Origin of the sequence: Frankia sp. R82 (assembly GCF_023716925.1) — a bacterium.
Taxonomy (GTDB): domain Bacteria; phylum Actinomycetota; class Actinomycetes; order Frankiales; family Frankiaceae; genus Frankia.
In genome coordinates, this window is the sequence record NZ_JAMQQG010000006.1 from 25,135 (window position 1) to 41,110 (window position 15,976).

Genomic DNA, 15,976 nt, shown 5'->3' on the forward strand with positions numbered 1-15,976 from the left:
CCTCGCGCGGTGACCACGCGGCGCACCCTTCGCCTCGCCCTAGTCAGCGCCGCACCGACACCGGCACTGCGGGCCGCACGCTTCCCCGACGACGAGGGGCTCGACGCGGACGGTCTGCGCCGGACCGCCACCGCTGCCCGCACTCTCGCGACGGGCGCACTGCCCGGGCGCGCGCGGGTGCTGGTCGACGATTCGGCCCGAGCCCGGCAGACCGCCCGCCTGCTCGGCCTCGCCGCGCGGGCCGGCGAGGCCGGAGTGCAGATCGACGCGGCCCTGCGCGACCTTGACGTCGGTAGCTGGCGCGGTCGGAATCTCGGCGAGATTCCGACCGCCGAGCTGCAGCGTTGGCACGCCGAGCCGGCGATGGCCCCGCCGGGTGGGGAGTCCCGCGAGGACCTGCTCGCCCGGGTCGGTGCCTGGCTGGCCGGGCTCGCGGCGCAGTCGGAGCACGTCATCGCGGTGAGCCATCCCGCGGTGGTGCGGGCCGTGCTGCTCACCGTGCTGCGCTGCCCGCCGGAGATCTTCTGGCGGATCGACGTCGCCCCGCTGACCGCCACCCTGCTGCACCGCCACGCCCTCGAGCCCGAGCTCGCACCTGCGCCGAACCCCGACTCGGCCTCCGTGCCGGCGCCGGCTCTGGCGCTGAACTCCGACTCGACCTCCGCCGTCGGTTCCCATCCCGGCTCCCGCCCAGAGCCCGCCTGGACGCTCACCCACGCCTGCCGTCCGCTGTAGCCACCCGCAGATCCTGCGGATTGCTCCCAGTGGGCTACACATGGCTACCCATCCTCGGGATCGCCACGGGCTGTGGCCGTGCAACCGGGGTCGCAGAGAGATGGACGTCACCCGGGTCGCCGTGGGGGTCCAGTCGCCGACTACCGCGAGCGCCGCTCCCACGATCCCGGTTGAGCTCCGGGTGCCGCGCCGGGATCCGAGCATCGGCTCAGGCTGACCTGCCAACGCCGCGTCCGATCGAGCTTTTCCTGGGGATGCCTTTTCCGCGACGGCGGCGAGGACGGGGGAAGGGCGGGGCGACGAGGCGGGCGCCGACGCGTTCCATGGCGTAGACGAACTCCATCGGTGAGCTCCCGGGTAGCGCGATCTCGCGGATGAGACCGTCGGGGGCGGTCCTGAGTTGCTGGGTCGCGGTGAGCGGACGGCCGGCGATGTGGACCTGGTAGCGCAGGGTCCATCCGCCGATGTTGCTGATCATGTTCGTGTAGTGGAGATCGTCGATGAAGCCGAAGGCGGCGGTGAGCATCAGGCGCATCGATGCCCGTCCCTCGAAGCGGTACCAGCCGATGTTCGACGGCACAACCACTACCTGGGGTGCCAGGCAGGCCGCGGCGGCGATCGCGTTGCGCTCCGCAGTCGCGGCCTGCCAGGCAACGATGACGTCGCGGTCGGGCCGCATCGCGCCGGTCTCAGGCGCCGGCGCTGCGGGTGCCGGTGCTGCGGGTGCCGGCGGTGGTGGCCGCGCTGGGGCCGAGGTCGAGGAGCTGCTCGAAGAAGCCGCCGAAGGCACGGGCCGGGTCGACGAGGTGGATCTCGAGGATCCAGTGGCAGCGGCGGCCGTCGTGGTCGAGGCGGCGCATCGGCTGGTCGCTGCCCGGCGCGACGTAGTATTCGATCTTGTCGCCGGGGATGCGGGCGTGCGGGAACTCGCCGACGAGATGGCCGGCGATCGGGCCGCCGAACGTCCAGCCGGCGGCGGTCGCCAGCCGTCCGGCCTCGGCGAACAGGTCGGCGCCGGTGATGTCGGGGTGAGCGTCGAAGTGGGCGCGTCCGGCGTCGAAGATGCGGGGCAGGTCGGCGAGCAGCCGGTGCTTGGCGGGATCCTCGCCGAGGACGAAGGTGCGGCCGAAGTCGGCCTCCCAGCCCTCGAAGACGGGGCCGAGGTCGACGAAGACGACGTCGTCGGCGGCGATCAGGCGGTCGGGCGGATTGTCCGCGTAGGGGCGCAGGGTGTTCGGACCAGCCCGCACCACCCGCTTGTGCCAGTGCCGCTCGACGCCGAACATCTCGTGGGCCAGATCGCGGATCTGGTTGCCGACCTGCCGCTCGGAGCGTCCGGGGGCGATCAGCGCGCGAGCGCCGATCTCCCCGAACAGCGCCAGCGCCTGTTCCTGTGCCGCCAGCAGGCGGGTAACCCGGTCGGCTTCGGACTCCACAGTGGCTCATCGTAGGTTCTGACCCAGCCACACGTTCCATGTGCCGCCAGGGAGCCGGGGAGCCAGGTCAGATGGACGCAGCGCAGCGCAGCACTCCGACGAACGTCCACCCCGCCGGACCCGAGCCCGAGGCCGAGCCCGAGGCTGAACGCGATGGGGACGAGCAACGGCTGGTCGCCGCCGCGCGGGCGGGGGACGCGGAGGCGTTCCGGCGCCTCGTCACGCCGCTGCAGCCGCGGCTGCGGGCACACTGCTACCGGATGCTCGGCTCGCTGTTCGACGCCGAGGACGCGCTCCAGGACACCCTTGTCAAGGCCTGGCAGGGCCTCGACGGGTTCGACGGCCGGGCCCGGTTCGGCACCTGGCTGCATCGGATCGCGACGACGACCTGCCTCAACGCGATCCGCAGCCGGTCGCGGCGGGCTCTGCCGATCGACACCGGATTCCGCGCGGCAGGGCCGTCGGACGCGGCGGGCCCGCCGATCGCCGAGTCGGCCTGGCTCGAGCCGTTCCCCGACGCGGTCCTGGGCCTCGGCGGCAGCGGCGGCCTCGGCGGCAGCGGCGGCCTCGGCGGCCTCGGCACCGCCGCACCGGATCCGCAGGAGTCCTACGAGCTGCGCGAAAGCGTCGAGCTGGCGCTGGTCGCGGCCTGGCAGCATCTGCCGGCCAACCAGCGGGCGGCGCTCATCCTCACCGACGTCCTCGGTTATCCGGCGCGGGATGCCGCGAGCCTGCTCGACACGACGACCGGCGCGCTCAACAGCGCGCTGCAACGGGCCCGGGCGATCGTCGCGGAGAAGGTGCCGGCACAGTCCCAGCAGGCCACCCGGCGCCAGGTCGGCGACGCCAGGATCGACGCGGCCGTCGAACGGTTTCGCACCGCGATGGACAGCGCCGACGTCGACGCGGTCATCGGCCTGCTGCGCGCGGACGCCACCTGGTCGATGCCGCCGCAACCGGCGTGGTTCCGCGGGCACGAGGCGATCGCCGCGTTCCTCGTCGCCAACCCGTTCCACTACTTTCGTTGGCGCAGCGTGCCGACGTCGGCGAACGGGCAACCGGCCTTGGCCGCCTATTCGGTGCCGGCCACCGAACCGCCGGGCACGCCCTTGCGGCCGCACGCGATCAACGTGCTCACCTTCGCCGGGGACGGCGACCAGATCGCCGAGGTCACGACCTTCCTTGACGTCACCCGGCGCGGCGTTGCCGGCCCGGACTTCCGCGCCTTCACCGATACCGGCCTGTTCACCCGCTTCGGTCTGCCCTCGGCTCTACCGGACTGACCCCGTCGGCGCCGTCGCCGGCCACCTGGTTCCGCGGAACCGGCTCGGCCTCGGCCGGCGAGAGAACCACCTGCCGACCGTCCTCGGGCGCACGATGTCGCGTGACGAAACCGCGAGCCGCCAGGCTGCCCGGGGTTGTCCCATCGCCTGCGGGCTCTCAGTGCTGGTCAGGAGCTCGATAGGGATGCCTGGCCAGGTGCGGGGGACGGGGCTCGTCCGGGTCCCGGGTTTCGGCGAGAACACGGGTGAGCAGGTCGGCGGAATATCGGTCCATCGGCGGGACCCGATCGGGTGGCAGCAGACCGTGCTCGCGGATGAGACGGGTCACCCGCGCGGCGAGCAGGGTGTGGCGCACCGAGGCGAACAGCAGGTAGGGGCCGAGGTCGTCCAGCGGCCGACCGAGCAGCTCGGCGTAACGGCGGACGGTCGCCACCCGCCCCGGCAGCCCGGGCAGGTGGGGCACCCCCACGCCCTCACCCAGATAGCGGTCCATGTGCAGGTACCAGGCCAGGTCGGACTCGGGCTGCCCGATCGACATCATCTCCCAGTCGAGCAACGCGGCGACACGCTCCCCCTGGAAGATCAGGTTGCCGAGCCGCGCATCGCCCCACAGCAACGTCGGCGGATGGTGTTCGGCCGGCGGATGTGCCCGCAGCCACGCGCCGGCCGCCTGGATCGTCTCGGCCGTGTCGTCCGCCGGAGCGAAGAAGTCCAGGTGGTGCTCGTAGCTGGCCAGCTGCCCCAGCATGCTCTCCGGCTGCGCCGCCTGGCCCGGTACCGCCGGTTCCTGCTCGCGTTCTCGCTGCTGCGGCAGCCGCGGTGACCCCGACGGCTGGGATCCGCCCGGCAGGCGGGCGGCGAACTCCACGCCGAGCGCGCCCGGGTCCAGCCGGTGCACCCGGGCCATCGCGACGAGCCCCGCATCCCACACCCGGGCCTGGGCGTCCGGCGGGAGCTCCGACGGAAAGCCACCCATGTGGTAGGGCGGGATGTCCGGTGGCACCTGCCCGTCGACCAGGCCCATCACGAGGAACGGTGCGCCCAGCACCGCCGGGTCAAGCTCATGGCCATACACCGGTGGCACCGGGACGTCACTGTGGCGATCCAGGATCTCGACCAGCCGGCATTCCTCGGCGAACCGGTCCCACGGATAGAGCCGGTAGCGCCGCGGCGCGAACCGCACCACCAGCGGCCACGTGACCCGCGCGCCGTCCACCGCGATGCGGTGCGCCTCGACCCTGATCAGCTCACCGGAAAGCCCCTGGTCTCCCGTCGTCCGCGGCGTTCCCAGCTCCCAGCGCGCCGCCGCCGCGGTGGACGGGTTCGGGCCAGCCGATCCGCCGCTCGGGTCCGGGCCATCCCCGGCGCCGGGCGGAGATGACGCACCGAGCCGGGGTGGATGGTCGCCGAGCCAGGCGGCGAGGCGGACGCGCAGCCACTCCGGGTCGGTCTGCACCGGGACGGCCACTGCCGCCTCCCCCTCACCCGCGGGCCCTACCTCCGCCCGCGATCGCCACACCGATCGTCGTCGATCAGGTGCGGTCGTCGATCAGGTGCGGTCCTGGATCTCGCGAACGGCGCGGTCGATGTGCTCGGTGTGCTTGTGGTCGGTTTTGTTGTCCACCATGTCGCCGAGCTTCTCGGCCGCACTGTCGATCTTGTCGTCGTGCTTCTCGGCCAGATCGCCGAGCTTGTCGAACGCACCCCTGAAGTCGACCATCGAACGCTCCCTCCGTCGCGACACCCTCCCTGCCGCCCGGCATCTGCCCCTATCTGCGGGCACGCACCGGCACCGGGTGGGCGCCTCATCAGCGCTGCCGTCCAGCACCATACCCAGCCCGCCGCCCCGAGACCGGGCAAAACGCACAGTCGCCCGAGCCGGTGGGATGGACGGGACGGGTCAGCCGGACGTCGTGGCGGCGGACTGTCTGCGCAGCAGGAGCAGGGTGGCGTCGTCGTCGCTGTCGGGATCACGGCAGGTGTCGAACAGGTCGTCGCCGAGGGCCCGCAGGTTCTCGGCGTCCGGCGCGACCCGCTCGGCCCCGGCGCGCAGCCGTTCGATACCGACGTCCGGCGCCTCGCCGCGTCGTTCGGTCACACCATCGCTGAACAGCACCAGCGTGTCGCCCGGCCCGAGCTGCACGACCGTCTCGACGCCCACTGGCGGCCCAGTCGGCACTGTCCCCGCCGGCACCGTCCCGGCTGGCTCCGTCTCTACCGGCGCCGTCCCGGCTGGCGTCAGGCTCAGGAGGTCGACGGCGCCGACCGGCGGCGCCACGTCCAGATCGACGACGGAAGCCGCACCGGCCGCGGCGAGACGCAGGGGCGGAGGGTGACCGGAGGACGCGATCTCCACGGTGCCGGTGGCCGGGTCGACGACGGCGACGATCACGGTCGCGATCGCCTCGGGGAGCAGGACGTCGACCAGGCGGCCAAGCTGGTCAAGAACCAGCCGCGCGGGCGCCGGCGACCCGGGCACCGGCGTCCTCGGTGCCGACAGTCCGGTCACCGAGGAGGCGCGGGCCGGCGCGGGGTCGAGGGCGACGACGTAGGCGCGCAGGGCACCACGCAGCTGGGCCATGGTGCCGGCGGCGGCGATGCCGTGCCCGGCGACGTCGCCGACGACGACGGCGACCCGGCCGTCGGCCATCGGGATGGCGTCGTACCAGTCGCCGCCGACCCGGTCGGTCGCGGCCGGCTTGTACCAGGATTCGAGCTCGAACCCGCGGATCGACGCCAGGCGCTGCGGCAGCAGGCTCTCCTGCATGAGGCGGGCGAGCGCGGCGGTCTGGCGGGCCCGGGCGTAGGCGACGCGGGTGAGGGCCTGGCGCAGCTCGTCGGCCAGGGCCAGCTCGGGCGAGGTCCAGGTACGGGCCCGGTCGCGCACGACCTGGCGCCAGCGCTCGAACGAGCGACGCGGGCTGAGCCGGACCTCGTCCCCCTCCGCGGCGATAATCTTGGAGTTCTCCGGGTCGCCGCCCCAGTCGACGGTGCGCACGGTCTCCGGACGGAACCAGGCGACGCCCTCGTCGCGGGACAGCCGGAAGGCGAGCATGCCGCAGGCGATGTCGCGGTACCCGGCGAACTGCGGCAGCTCGACGGGCACCGCGTCGCAGGCGAGGATCTCGCTCTGGGCGCCGAGGGTGTCGAAGACCGCGCGGGCGACCGCACGCGGCGGCACCTCGCCGACGGTGCGGTACTCACCGTCGACGGCGACCACGGCACCGGAGCAGTCGATCAGATGGCTGAGGTTCACGGTCTCGGCGGCCAGCTGGTCGGCGAGGGACGCCCCCTCCCGCTGCGCGGCGGCGACGAGCTGGTCGAGCACTCGACGGCTGGCCAACGACGCGGCGAGATGCTGTTCCTCCTCCCGGGCGACCAGGCGCAGCGAGAACAGATGACCGAGAAACTCCGCAGCCGCGCACACTTCGTAGCCGGGCTCATGCGCACCGGAGTAATGGTGACAGGCAATGAGCCCCCACAGCCGGCCGTCACGCAGCAGCGAGATGGACATCGACGCGGTGACGCCCATGTTGCGCAGATATTCGAGGTGGATCGGCGAGACGCTGCGCAGCCATGCGTCACTGAGATCCAGCGCCGCCCCGGTGGACGGATCCAGGCCGGGCACGACCGGCACCGGCCGATAGTCGACGTCGGGAATCAGCCGCAGCCAGGAACGTTCGTACAACGCCCGCGCCTGGACGGGAATATCGGTGGCCGGGTAGTGCAGGCCGAGAAAGCTGTTGAGTCGCTCGAGGCGGGCCTCGGCAACGACCTCGCCGTTCCACTCCGGGTCGAACCGGTAGACCATCACCCGGTCGAAGCCGGTGAGCCGCCGGACCTCCTCGACCACGACGTCGTAGAGCTCCGCGAGCGAGCTGGACCCGTCGAGCCGCAACACCGACTGACGAGTGCGGGCATAGGTCCCGACATAGGTCAGCGGACGCACGCCCTGGGCCGCCTGCAGTTCACAGACGACCAGCTCGCCCACCCGGTGCAGCAGCGCATCGTAGTGACGCCGGTCGTCTCCGTCGCCGAGCAGGAGGTCCACCGGGCTCGCCTCGCGCAGGTCGAACGCGGTGCGCACCACATCCAGGATGGTCTTGGCCGCATCCCGCCCGGCGACCTCGCGCAGTGGACGGCCGAGCACCTGGCCAGGCTCACGCCCGAGCGCCTCCGCCACGTTCGCCGACACCCGCGCGACCGTGAGATCAGCGTCGGTGCGCACGGCGAGCAGCACGCCGTGCGGCTGCACGCTGCCCGGGATGTGGATCGGTTCCCGGTCGCAGTTCGTCAGGTCGACAGGCCCGTCCAACGGTGACGTCAGGGGCCCTTCCAGCGGCCCGGCGACCGCCCCGGACGGATCGGCCTCGCGCGCGGGGCCGGGAATCTCAGCAGGGCCAGGACTGCCAGCGGACCCGCGGAGGGCGCCGGGGATGCCGGCGCTCATCGGGAAAACTCCGCCTCAAGGGCGCCGAAAAGCGCCTCGGCCGTAGCCGCGCAGGCCGCGACGCGCGCGTCGTCCGCACCCGACCAGGCGCGCAGGGCGTGGCGGACCTGGCTCCAGCGCCGGCCGACCTCCTCGCCGTAGGAACCGAAGAACGCGGTGGCCGCAGCCGGCACCTCGGTGGACGCGACATGCTCGACGATGAACCGCCCACCCAGCGTCGCCCCCTCGAGGACGTACAGAACACCCATGGCCGCCGCAACATCGGAGACCGCGGGCACCCTCGGCCGCGGCAATGCCGCGAGGGCGGCTTCGGCCACCCCAAGCACGGCGAGGTCATGGCGCAGCATCGGCGTCTTACGCCGCGAAGGCCAGTCCGGCAACGGTGAACCGGACCCGCCGAACATCGCGTCGAGCCGTGGCTCGAGAAGATCGTAGAAACCGTGCATCCGCATAAGAACATCACGATAACGGCTGACCGAAAGGTCATGGTCGGTCAGCCGCAACGCGCTTTCCAGCCGGGTGTGGGCGGCGGCTGTACGCCGGCGCAGGACGAACATCACATCAGCAATATCAGAAACCGGGCCAGCACCGTCGTCCATGCCTGTTCCCCACATCCGATTACCGTCGTACTCAACCTGCCGCGCTCAACCACCAGCCGTCCCCGGGGACTACCAGCCGCACCCGGGCAGCCGCGCCTTGTCGACATCCCGACCGCTAATCAGCATACCGAAGTGGGAACGGGACGACTGCGGCCCGAAACCATTCGGCCACATTGCCGACCAGGCATTCCTGGCCGGATCCGCGATCACCGCCCGTTCCGGCCATCCCCGCCTCCTGCCACCACCGCCGTCAGCCGTCAGCCGTCAGCGCAGTGGATCAGCGCAGGTCGTCGGCGCCGGCCCGGGCGGCCTCGGTGTCGGAGGTGGTGCCGGCGGACTCACGGGCGAACACATCGGCTGCCTGCCGGTCCCCGCTCGTCTGCCCGGCGACCTGGCGGGCCAGCTCATCGTCGCCCAGCCCCGCACCGGCCGGACGGGTCGTGCCGGCGGCGGTGACATCCCGGGCCGGGCGGACGTGACGGACGATGGCGGCGCAGAAGGCACCGAGGTCGCCCGGGCGGCGACTGCTGATCAGGGTGTTCGGCCCGGATTCGTCGACGACGACCTCCTCGTCGACCCATTCGGCACCGGCGTTGCGCAGGTCGGTGCGCACACTCGGCCAGCTGGTGATCCGCCGACCACGGACCGCATCGGCCTCGACGAGCGTCCACGGACCGTGACAGATCACCGCAACCGGACGGCCCGCGTCGAAGAACGCCCGGCTGAAGCGGACGGCGTCGGGCTGGGTCCGCAGCTGGTCGGGGTTGGCGACCCCGCCGGGCAGGATCAGAGCGTCGAAGTCGGCGGGATCGGCCACCTCGACGGTGATGTCGACACCGAACTGATCGGCCCGGTCCAGGTGGTCGTAGGCCTGGATCCGGCCGAGCTGGGTGGACACGAGTACCGGCTCGCCACCGGCCCTGCGCACCGCCTCCCAGGGCTGGGTGAGTTCGGCCTGCTCGACGCCTTCCGGCGCGACCAGAAAGGCGACCCGGGTGCCGGCGAGATCATTGCTCATCGATCCGCTCTCCCTCCACTTCGAAGACGGCGGCGCATGCGTCGGATTCGTCACATGAACACGGCATATCTCCGTACCCACTCCGGGGACCCTCACCCGAACCACTGCGGACCCTCGGTGCGAGCCGCCCGCGACCGCTGTCGGCTTCACGTCCGCCTCGCGGCGCCGCTCTGACAGCAGGACCCCTGCCCGACACCAGACCCGTTACGCGCGTCGTCGCCAAAACGCCCGGAATCACCCTCGAACCACACCGACCCGTCACCCTGCGCACCCCGATCACGACACAAAGGTGCCACCAGCATGGGGGTGAGGTGGCGCATGGTACGCAACGCGACGCTTCCCCGCCTGTCAGAACAAGGACTTATCCCGGGGCGAGAGTGACTTATGCGGGCCACATACTATTTCGTTTCAACCCGGGCATTACGATCTTGCGTCGCCGTCGTTGTCGCGCCCCCCGCCATGTCCGGCATACCCGAGGAGGCCTCCGATAGACCGCTACGAGCTCATCGATCTGACTCGACGGGCACTCAAAATCTCCACTGACCGGACAACGGACATGACGGCCGCCGAACGCCGCCAGCCAGCCAGTGCGTACACGGACAGCGAACGTGCCGAACGAGAGCGGGAACTGGTTCGGCGCGCTCCGCAGCTTGTTGGTTATCGATCCGAACTTCCCGAGCCGGGCAGCTACTGCACGAAGACCGTCATGAACGTTCCTGTCCTGATGACCCGGGATGCGGACGGACAGGTCCGGGCTTTCCAGAACATCTGCGCGCACCGCGGTGCCCCGGTCGCCCAGGGCTGCGGTACGGCGGAGCGGTTCGTCTGCCCGTTCCACGCGTGGACCTACGACAACCACGGCCGCTTCGTCGGCGGCCCCGGCAAGGAGGGCTTCCCGACCGCACTGGCCCCCGGTGCCGGGCTCACCGAACTGCCCGCCGCCGAGTACGCCGGCTTCCTGTGGATGAGCCTCACCCCGCAGGGCGGCCCGCTGGACATCGCGACGCATCTCGGTGACCTTGGTCCGGAGCTTGCCTCCTGGAACATCGGAACCTGGTCGCCGGTCGGCGAGAAGGTACTCGACGCGCCGGTCAACTGGAAGCTCGCGCTGGACACGTTCGCGGAGAACTACCACTTCGCGACCGTCCACCGGGACTCGTTCGGCACGTTCGCCCGCAGCAACTGTGCCCTGTTCGACTCCTATGGGCCCCACCACCGGCTGGTGTTCCCCCTGCGGAACATCACCGACATCGCCGACCAGCCCGAGGACACCTGGGAGCCGCTGAACCACCTGGTGGTCATCTACGCGCTGTACCCGAACATCGTGCTGTCGTGCACGGTCGCCAACGGCGAGGTGTTCCGGGTCTACCCCGGACAGACGCCGGGCCAGTCGGTCACCTATCACCAGAACGCCACTCCGATGGACATCTCCGACGAGGTGATGCGCATCGGCGCCGGCGAGATCTTCGACTACGCGCACAGCTCCGTCCGCGACGAGGACTACCTGCTCGCCGCCGACATCCAGCGCGCCCTGGCCTCCGGTGCCCGGTCCGAGCTGGTCTTCGGCCGTAACGAGCCCGGCCTGCACCACCGGCACGCAGCCGTCGACGCGGCGCTGGCCAACACGGTGCTGGCTGACACGCCGGGCGCCTGACCGCCCCGCACGGACGGTCCCAGCGCACCGGCACCACCATCGCGGCGGGCGGGCGGCTCCTCGCCACCGCCCCGCCCGTCCGCACCGCACCGCCCGCACCGCCCGCACCGCCCGCACTGCACCGTCCGCACGGTCCGCGCCGCACCGTCCGTCCCCGCACCGTCCGTCCGCGCCCCGCTCATCCGTCCTGCCGGCCCCGCTCGCGTCGCCGCCGCGCTGCGCCCGCACCAGCGCCAAGGGTGCGTCTGCCCCCCGCTCCGCGGGTGGATCGTGCGTCACGCTGGGGCATCCGTCCATCGCGCGGGCGTAGCGTGCGAGGCATGGCTTCTGTACCCACAGCCCCCGTTGTCGCGGCCGGACTCGTCGGCGGCTACTCGACCGCCCGGCTCAGTGGACGTCGCCCCCTCGGCGGGGTCGTGCTCGCCGCGGCCGGCGCGGTCTGCGGCCGATCCTGGCTGCGTACCCGTGGACCAGCCCTGACGGGTGTCCTGGTCGGCACCTACCTGACCGCCTTCGGCGCCTCCCATCCGCTGGCCAAGAAGCTCGGCGCCTGGCCGTCGGTGCTGACCGTCACCGCCATCGCCTCGGCCACGTCCTACCTGCTCGCCGACCGCCCCGAAGCCCGCAGCACTCCCACCCCCCGCTGATCACCACCTGCTGACCGCCGGCCGCCGCCTGCCGCGCTGCGACCACAACCGCGAGGACACGACCCGCTCCCCTCATGTGGAGGGCGCTTCCGGATCACCCCAGGCGGTTCCGTCCACCCTGACTCCTGGGCCTGTCGCCCGCCCGGCGACTCCTGGGCCTGTCGGCCGCCCGGCGGTGCCCCTCGAAGTGTGGTCGCTCAGCCCGACTGACACCGTGCCCAGCGACCACACTTCGAGCCCGGACCGCACCAAACTCCCCGATCCACGAAAACCGCCCGGGGCGCGGCCTGCGGACCGCCGCCTGACCGCGCAGCGGCCCATCTCAGACGACCACAACGCCGAGGAGTTCGACCCCATCACCGATCCTGCCGAGGCTTGGTGAAGGATCCAGGGCCCCAGATCTTCACTAACCCTCGGCAAGACCCGATCACGGTCTCGACGCGGGGCGATCACGGTCTCGACGCGAGGCGAGGCGATCACGGTCTCGACGCGAGGCGATCACGGGTGGCTCCGACCGCCCGCCGAGGTGGCAGCGCGGCCGGGCGCGACGCCCGGAGGCAGTGCGGCACCAGGTTCGGCACAAACCTCAAGGAACTTCGTGCCGCCCCAGCAGCCACTGTTACCCCGTCAACATGGCACTCCTCGGCTCGAGCCACCCCGACCCGACCGTCACACAGCGTTGCTTTGCCAGCGGGTGGCCACCGAAGCGGGTGGGCGGCCGGAGCTGGCGAGCGCAGGCACGGGTGGACGGTCGGGCCGGGGCGAGCCCGGCAGGACGGCGGGACGGTCGCGTGTCAACGGCAGGTGGCGATCCGCCGGTCGGGTGGTGGTCCGTAGAGAGCACCCCGGTCAGGGTGGTGCCATCGCCTGTCCGGACCACCTGCGTATGACCGTCAGGTGCCAGTGCCGACGGTGGATGTGACCGCCCGCAGGAGGGCGCCGAGACGGTCCCAGGCATGGCGCGCCTCGGCGGCGTACTGCTGCTCGTGCGGCGGTGCGGAGGCCAGTAGCTGCACCGTCTTCACCGCCGCGTACAGGTACAGCGGGCGTCCCCGCCAGATGGTCAGCAGCGGATACGTCTCGCTGAGTGCCCGGTGCACGGTTCGTCGCAGCGGGATGTCAGGGCTGCGCTGACCCACGTCCATCCGGTGCAGGATGGTGACGGCGGCGTCTATCTCGTCCATGTCCGGGATCCAGATCCCGGTCACCAGGGCCCGCGCGGCCTCGTCGTACGCATCCGCGGCGGCCACCACCGGGTATCCGCCGCCGTGGTGCACGGGGGGCGGCGCCCAGTCGTCGTCATCATCGGTCACCCGACCACCGTCCCTGACGCAGCCGGCTCTGGACCGGACAGTGGCCAGGCCCATAGTGGCCAACCACCCGGGTGGGCGCTGCTGCCCCCCGTCCGGACCAGGTACGCCGTGGACGCACCACCAGCCCGATCGGGCGGGTCACCCGACGCCCGGCACCACCGACGTCCAGCACCACCGACGTCCAGCACCACCGACGCCCGGCACCACCGACGCCCGGGCTCATCCCCCGGCTGGGCTCATCCCCCGGCTGGGGATGTGCTCGGCGGCTGGGACCATCGTCGGCATGCGACCGAGCCGGCGAACCCTGCTGATCACCGTGCCGGCGGTTACCGCCGGTGCGGCCCTCGCGAACGTCGGCGGCACCGGCTGCGCGGCCTCGACCTCGACCACACCGGGGATATCCAGCGCGGCTGGCCCGGGCCCCACGGCCTCCGCCGGCGCGGCCGCGCCGGCCTCGGCCTCCGGATCCGCGTCACCCCAGCAGCGACGTGCGGCGCAGGCGGCGTCCGGGCCGGCGGTCGTGACGGCGACGTCGTTTCGCAGTGCGGCGCGGGGCCGGCAGGTGTCGATGGTGGTCGTCGCACCGGCCGGCGGGGCCCGTGACCTGCCGGTCTGCCTCGTGCTGCATGGACGGGGGGACGATGCCCGCGGCTCGGTCGGACTGCTCGGCCTCGACGCGCTGCTCCCGGGCGTGATCCGCGCGGGCGTCCCGCCCTTTGCGCTGGTCACCCTGGACGGCGGCACCACCTACTGGCACCGGCGGGCCTCCGGCGACGACCCGGAGACCATGATCCTGGAGGAGGTGCGGCCCCGGCTCGCCGCGGCCGGGATACGCACCACACGCCTGGCCGCGTGGGGATGGTCGATGGGTGGCTACGGCGCGCTGCTACTCGCTCGGCGCCATCCCGACCTGGTCGTCGCCGCGGCGGCCAGCAGCCCGGCGATGTGGCACACCTACGGTGCGAGCGCCCCGGGCGCCTTCGACTCGGCCGCCGACTTCGCCGCCCACCGCGTCCTGGGCACCGGGCCCGCGCCGGGCGTCGCCTACCGTGTCGACTGCGGCAGTTCCGACCCGTTCGCCGCCGTCTCCCGCGAGGCCGTCACGCAGCTACAGCCCGCCGAGCACAGCCTCGGCGCCGGCAGCCACAACCCCACCTACTGGCGCTCGGTCGCCCCCGCCCAGCTCGCCTTCGTCGGCACCGTCCTGGCCCGCACCTGACGGCCGACCTTGATACCGACGGCTACCCCTGGTGTTCGGCGATCTCACACACCGTTCGGGTCGTCACCGCCCCGTGTCGGCAGAAGGCGGGTCCGGAGCAGGTCGAGGACCTGGTCGAGCGCTGCCCGGGTGGGCTGGCCCGGCTCGTCGATGAGGTGCTCGGTGAGGACCGAGTGCGGCGGCCCCGCCGCCTCGGGGTTGGCTGTGTCGCCGTCGAGCTCGACGGCGACGAAGGCATCGCCGAGCCGCTCACGCAGGAACTGGAAGCGCTCGGACGGGACGAACCGGTCGCCCCGGAAACGCAGGCCGAGCACCTCAAGGCCCTCATCGGCGCAGCGGCGCCGGACGACGTCGAGATCCGCCGCCGAGCAGTCGATGGTCCGCCGGGTGGCCGGGCGGACCGCGAACGGCAACGACGGCTCGGCCAGCACAGGCGCCACAAGGCTCGGATGGGTCGCCATGGCCAGGGCGAAACCGCCGGTGAAGCACATCCCGACGGCACCGACACCGCGACCGCCCAGGCGCGCATGTTCGGCCGCGGCCAGGGCGCGCAGCCACGAGACGACCGGGGAGGTGCGATCCGTCGCCAACAGGGTGAACTCCCGGCTGATGCAGGCCGAGGCGAACGACGACACCGTGTAGCGGACCAGGCTGAGACGGCCCGCCGCGTACGGGTCCTTGCCCGGGACGCCGAACAGGTGGGGCAGCACCGCCGTGCAGCCGACGCCGACCACCCGGCGGGCAAAGGCGGCGACCTTCGGCGTGATGCCCGGCAGCTCGGTAATGATGATCACAGCTGGTCCGGCGCCGGCCCGGTACACGGTCCGGGTGCTGCCATCGTGGGAGAACGGGGTCGCGTCGAAGTCGGCAAGACTGTCATCGGACACGACCGCCAGCCAACCAGAACGCCCAAGTGGCAGCGAGCAGCACGCCTGATGGTGGAACTCGGCAGGCGTCGCGGGCGCGGGGCGCTTTGCCGATCATCTCCGCGACCCTGCCGTGCCGCACCGGGTGGGGCGGCGAGTGCGGTCAGCTGGTGATCTCGCTGATCTGGACCTGGCCGGGAACGGTGCTGTAGTTGGGCAGGTCGTTGACGAGGAACGTGAAGTCGAGCTTGCCTAGGGCGGCCTTCAGCTCGTCGAGGGACTCGAAGGTGACGGTGGCGGTGGCCTCGTGTGGGCCGTCGATGCCGCGGGTGACCTCGACGTCGGAGCGGCCGAGGGCGGCGGCGAAGACGGGAATGTGCTTGTCGCGGTAGTAGTCGTGGTCGAACGTCGCGCCTTCGGTCTTCGGGTAGAAGACGGTCCACCGAATCACTGCGATCTCCCTGCGGCTCGAGACGCGCGGAATGTGTCGTGTGCCTCATCCCAGTCTGACCAGCTCATCCCAGGGATTCAACAAATGCCTGGTCTTGGGCGCGCGGCAGACCCGATCTCCGCCAGCTGGCGAGCCGGCCGGGAGCACGCCACCCACCCCAGGACACAATGTGTCTCACGTCACAGATCGAGGGAACCGGAATCCTGGGCACTCCCCGGGGTGCTGACCGTGCACAACACGGACGGCTACGCACGCGGCACGAACGATCCGCGGAGCACAGGCGGTTCGCGGAGCACAGGCGGTTC

General features: G+C 72.0%; 15 protein-coding genes. 5 read left to right on the top strand and 10 right to left on the bottom strand.

Annotation, left to right across the window (positions count from 1 at the left end; translation table 11 throughout):
- Nucleotides 1–9 precede the first annotated feature (9 nt).
- Nucleotides 10–735, top strand: coding sequence for a histidine phosphatase family protein (locus ND747_RS02615; RefSeq protein WP_251731440.1), 726 nt, complete (start codon nucleotides 10–12; stop codon nucleotides 733–735).
- Nucleotides 736–943: 208 nt separating this feature from the next.
- Here ND747_RS02615 and ND747_RS02620 read toward each other — a convergent pair whose 3' ends face one another.
- Together ND747_RS02620 and ND747_RS02625 are read right to left on the bottom strand one after the other, a co-directional pair.
- Nucleotides 944–1,414, bottom strand: coding sequence for a hypothetical protein (locus ND747_RS02620; protein WP_251731442.1), 471 nt, complete (start codon nucleotides 1,412–1,414; stop codon nucleotides 944–946).
- 10 nt (nucleotides 1,415–1,424) lie between these two features.
- Nucleotides 1,425–2,171, bottom strand: a complete 747-nt coding sequence (locus tag ND747_RS02625) for a M24 family metallopeptidase (protein ID WP_251731444.1) — start codon at nucleotides 2,169–2,171, stop codon at nucleotides 1,425–1,427.
- A 71-nt stretch (nucleotides 2,172–2,242) separates the two neighbouring features.
- On the opposite strand from ND747_RS02625, the gene ND747_RS02630 reads away from it, so the two are divergent.
- Complete coding sequence (locus ND747_RS02630; RefSeq protein ID WP_251731445.1) at nucleotides 2,243–3,454, top strand: RNA polymerase subunit sigma-70; 1,212 nt, start codon at nucleotides 2,243–2,245, stop codon at nucleotides 3,452–3,454.
- A 157-nt stretch (nucleotides 3,455–3,611) separates the two neighbouring features.
- Here ND747_RS02630 and ND747_RS02635 read toward each other — a convergent pair whose 3' ends face one another.
- From ND747_RS02635 to ND747_RS02655, 5 genes are all read right to left on the bottom strand, one after another.
- Entirely contained in the window at nucleotides 3,612–4,922 is a 1,311-nt protein-coding gene (locus ND747_RS02635; protein ID WP_251731447.1) for a phosphotransferase family protein, read from the bottom strand.
- Between the two features lie 81 nt (nucleotides 4,923–5,003).
- On the bottom strand, nucleotides 5,004–5,174 hold the full coding sequence (locus ND747_RS02640) for an antitoxin (protein ID WP_251731449.1): 171 nt from the start codon (nucleotides 5,172–5,174) through the stop codon (nucleotides 5,004–5,006).
- A gap of 180 nt (nucleotides 5,175–5,354) precedes the next feature.
- On the bottom strand, nucleotides 5,355–7,904 hold the full coding sequence (locus tag ND747_RS02645; protein WP_251731450.1) for a SpoIIE family protein phosphatase: 2,550 nt from the start codon (nucleotides 7,902–7,904) through the stop codon (nucleotides 5,355–5,357).
- Entirely contained in the window at nucleotides 7,901–8,503 is a 603-nt protein-coding gene (locus ND747_RS02650) for a biliverdin-producing heme oxygenase (RefSeq protein ID WP_251731452.1), read from the bottom strand. The genes ND747_RS02645 and ND747_RS02650 overlap by 4 nt, the downstream gene beginning before the upstream one ends.
- 277 nt (nucleotides 8,504–8,780) lie before the next feature.
- Entirely contained in the window at nucleotides 8,781–9,521 is a 741-nt protein-coding gene (locus ND747_RS02655) for a type 1 glutamine amidotransferase domain-containing protein (RefSeq protein WP_251731454.1), read from the bottom strand.
- Between the two features lie 487 nt (nucleotides 9,522–10,008).
- Between ND747_RS02655 and ND747_RS02660 the strand changes: the two genes are divergently transcribed.
- A complete protein-coding gene (locus ND747_RS02660; RefSeq protein ID WP_374216129.1) occupies nucleotides 10,009–11,175 on the top strand; it encodes an aromatic ring-hydroxylating dioxygenase subunit alpha in 1,167 nt (388 codons plus the stop codon).
- A 320-nt stretch (nucleotides 11,176–11,495) separates the two neighbouring features.
- The gene (locus tag ND747_RS02665) at nucleotides 11,496–11,822 is read left to right on the top strand and encodes a hypothetical protein (RefSeq protein ID WP_251731458.1); all 327 of its coding nucleotides are present in this window, start codon (nucleotides 11,496–11,498) and stop codon (nucleotides 11,820–11,822) included.
- 893 nt (nucleotides 11,823–12,715) lie between these two features.
- Here the strand turns inward: ND747_RS02665 and ND747_RS02670 are convergent.
- Nucleotides 12,716–13,135 carry a hypothetical protein gene (locus ND747_RS02670; protein WP_251731459.1) on the bottom strand — a complete coding sequence of 140 codons (420 nt, stop codon included), beginning with the start codon at nucleotides 13,133–13,135 and terminating at the stop codon, nucleotides 12,716–12,718.
- A 283-nt stretch (nucleotides 13,136–13,418) separates the two neighbouring features.
- Between ND747_RS02670 and ND747_RS02675 the strand changes: the two genes are divergently transcribed.
- Nucleotides 13,419–14,354 (top strand): alpha/beta hydrolase-fold protein, encoded by a 936-nt coding sequence (locus ND747_RS02675; RefSeq protein ID WP_251731461.1) that lies wholly within the window; start codon nucleotides 13,419–13,421, stop codon nucleotides 14,352–14,354.
- 44 nt (nucleotides 14,355–14,398) lie between these two features.
- Here the strand turns inward: ND747_RS02675 and ND747_RS02680 are convergent, their stop codons facing one another.
- Nucleotides 14,399–15,241 carry a dienelactone hydrolase family protein gene (locus tag ND747_RS02680; protein ID WP_251731462.1) on the bottom strand — a complete coding sequence of 281 codons (843 nt, stop codon included), beginning with the start codon at nucleotides 15,239–15,241 and terminating at the stop codon, nucleotides 14,399–14,401.
- 142 nt (nucleotides 15,242–15,383) lie between these two features.
- A complete protein-coding gene (locus ND747_RS02685) occupies nucleotides 15,384–15,671 on the bottom strand; it encodes an EthD family reductase (RefSeq protein ID WP_251731464.1) in 288 nt (95 codons plus the stop codon).
- Between the last annotated feature and the right edge of the window lie 305 nt (nucleotides 15,672–15,976).

What these genes read in the sequence shown, in the direction of transcription:
- ND747_RS02620 (WP_251731442.1), bottom strand. Translation starts at nt 1,414, where the DNA reads ATGCGGCCCGACCGCGACGTCATCGTTGCCTGGCAGGCCGCGACTGCG.
- ND747_RS02630 (WP_251731445.1), top strand. Translation starts at nt 2,243, where the DNA reads ATGGACGCAGCGCAGCGCAGCACTCCGACGAACGTCCACCCCGCCGGA.
- ND747_RS02640 (WP_251731449.1), bottom strand. Translation starts at nt 5,174, where the DNA reads ATGGTCGACTTCAGGGGTGCGTTCGACAAGCTCGGCGATCTGGCCGAG.
- ND747_RS02645 (WP_251731450.1), bottom strand. Translation starts at nt 7,904, where the DNA reads ATGAGCGCCGGCATCCCCGGCGCCCTCCGCGGGTCCGCTGGCAGTCCT.
- ND747_RS02650 (WP_251731452.1), bottom strand. Translation starts at nt 8,503, where the DNA reads ATGGACGACGGTGCTGGCCCGGTTTCTGATATTGCTGATGTGATGTTC.
- ND747_RS02655 (WP_251731454.1), bottom strand. Translation starts at nt 9,521, where the DNA reads ATGAGCAATGATCTCGCCGGCACCCGGGTCGCCTTTCTGGTCGCGCCG.
- ND747_RS02665 (WP_251731458.1), top strand. Translation starts at nt 11,496, where the DNA reads ATGGCTTCTGTACCCACAGCCCCCGTTGTCGCGGCCGGACTCGTCGGC.
- ND747_RS02675 (WP_251731461.1), top strand. Translation starts at nt 13,419, where the DNA reads ATGCGACCGAGCCGGCGAACCCTGCTGATCACCGTGCCGGCGGTTACC.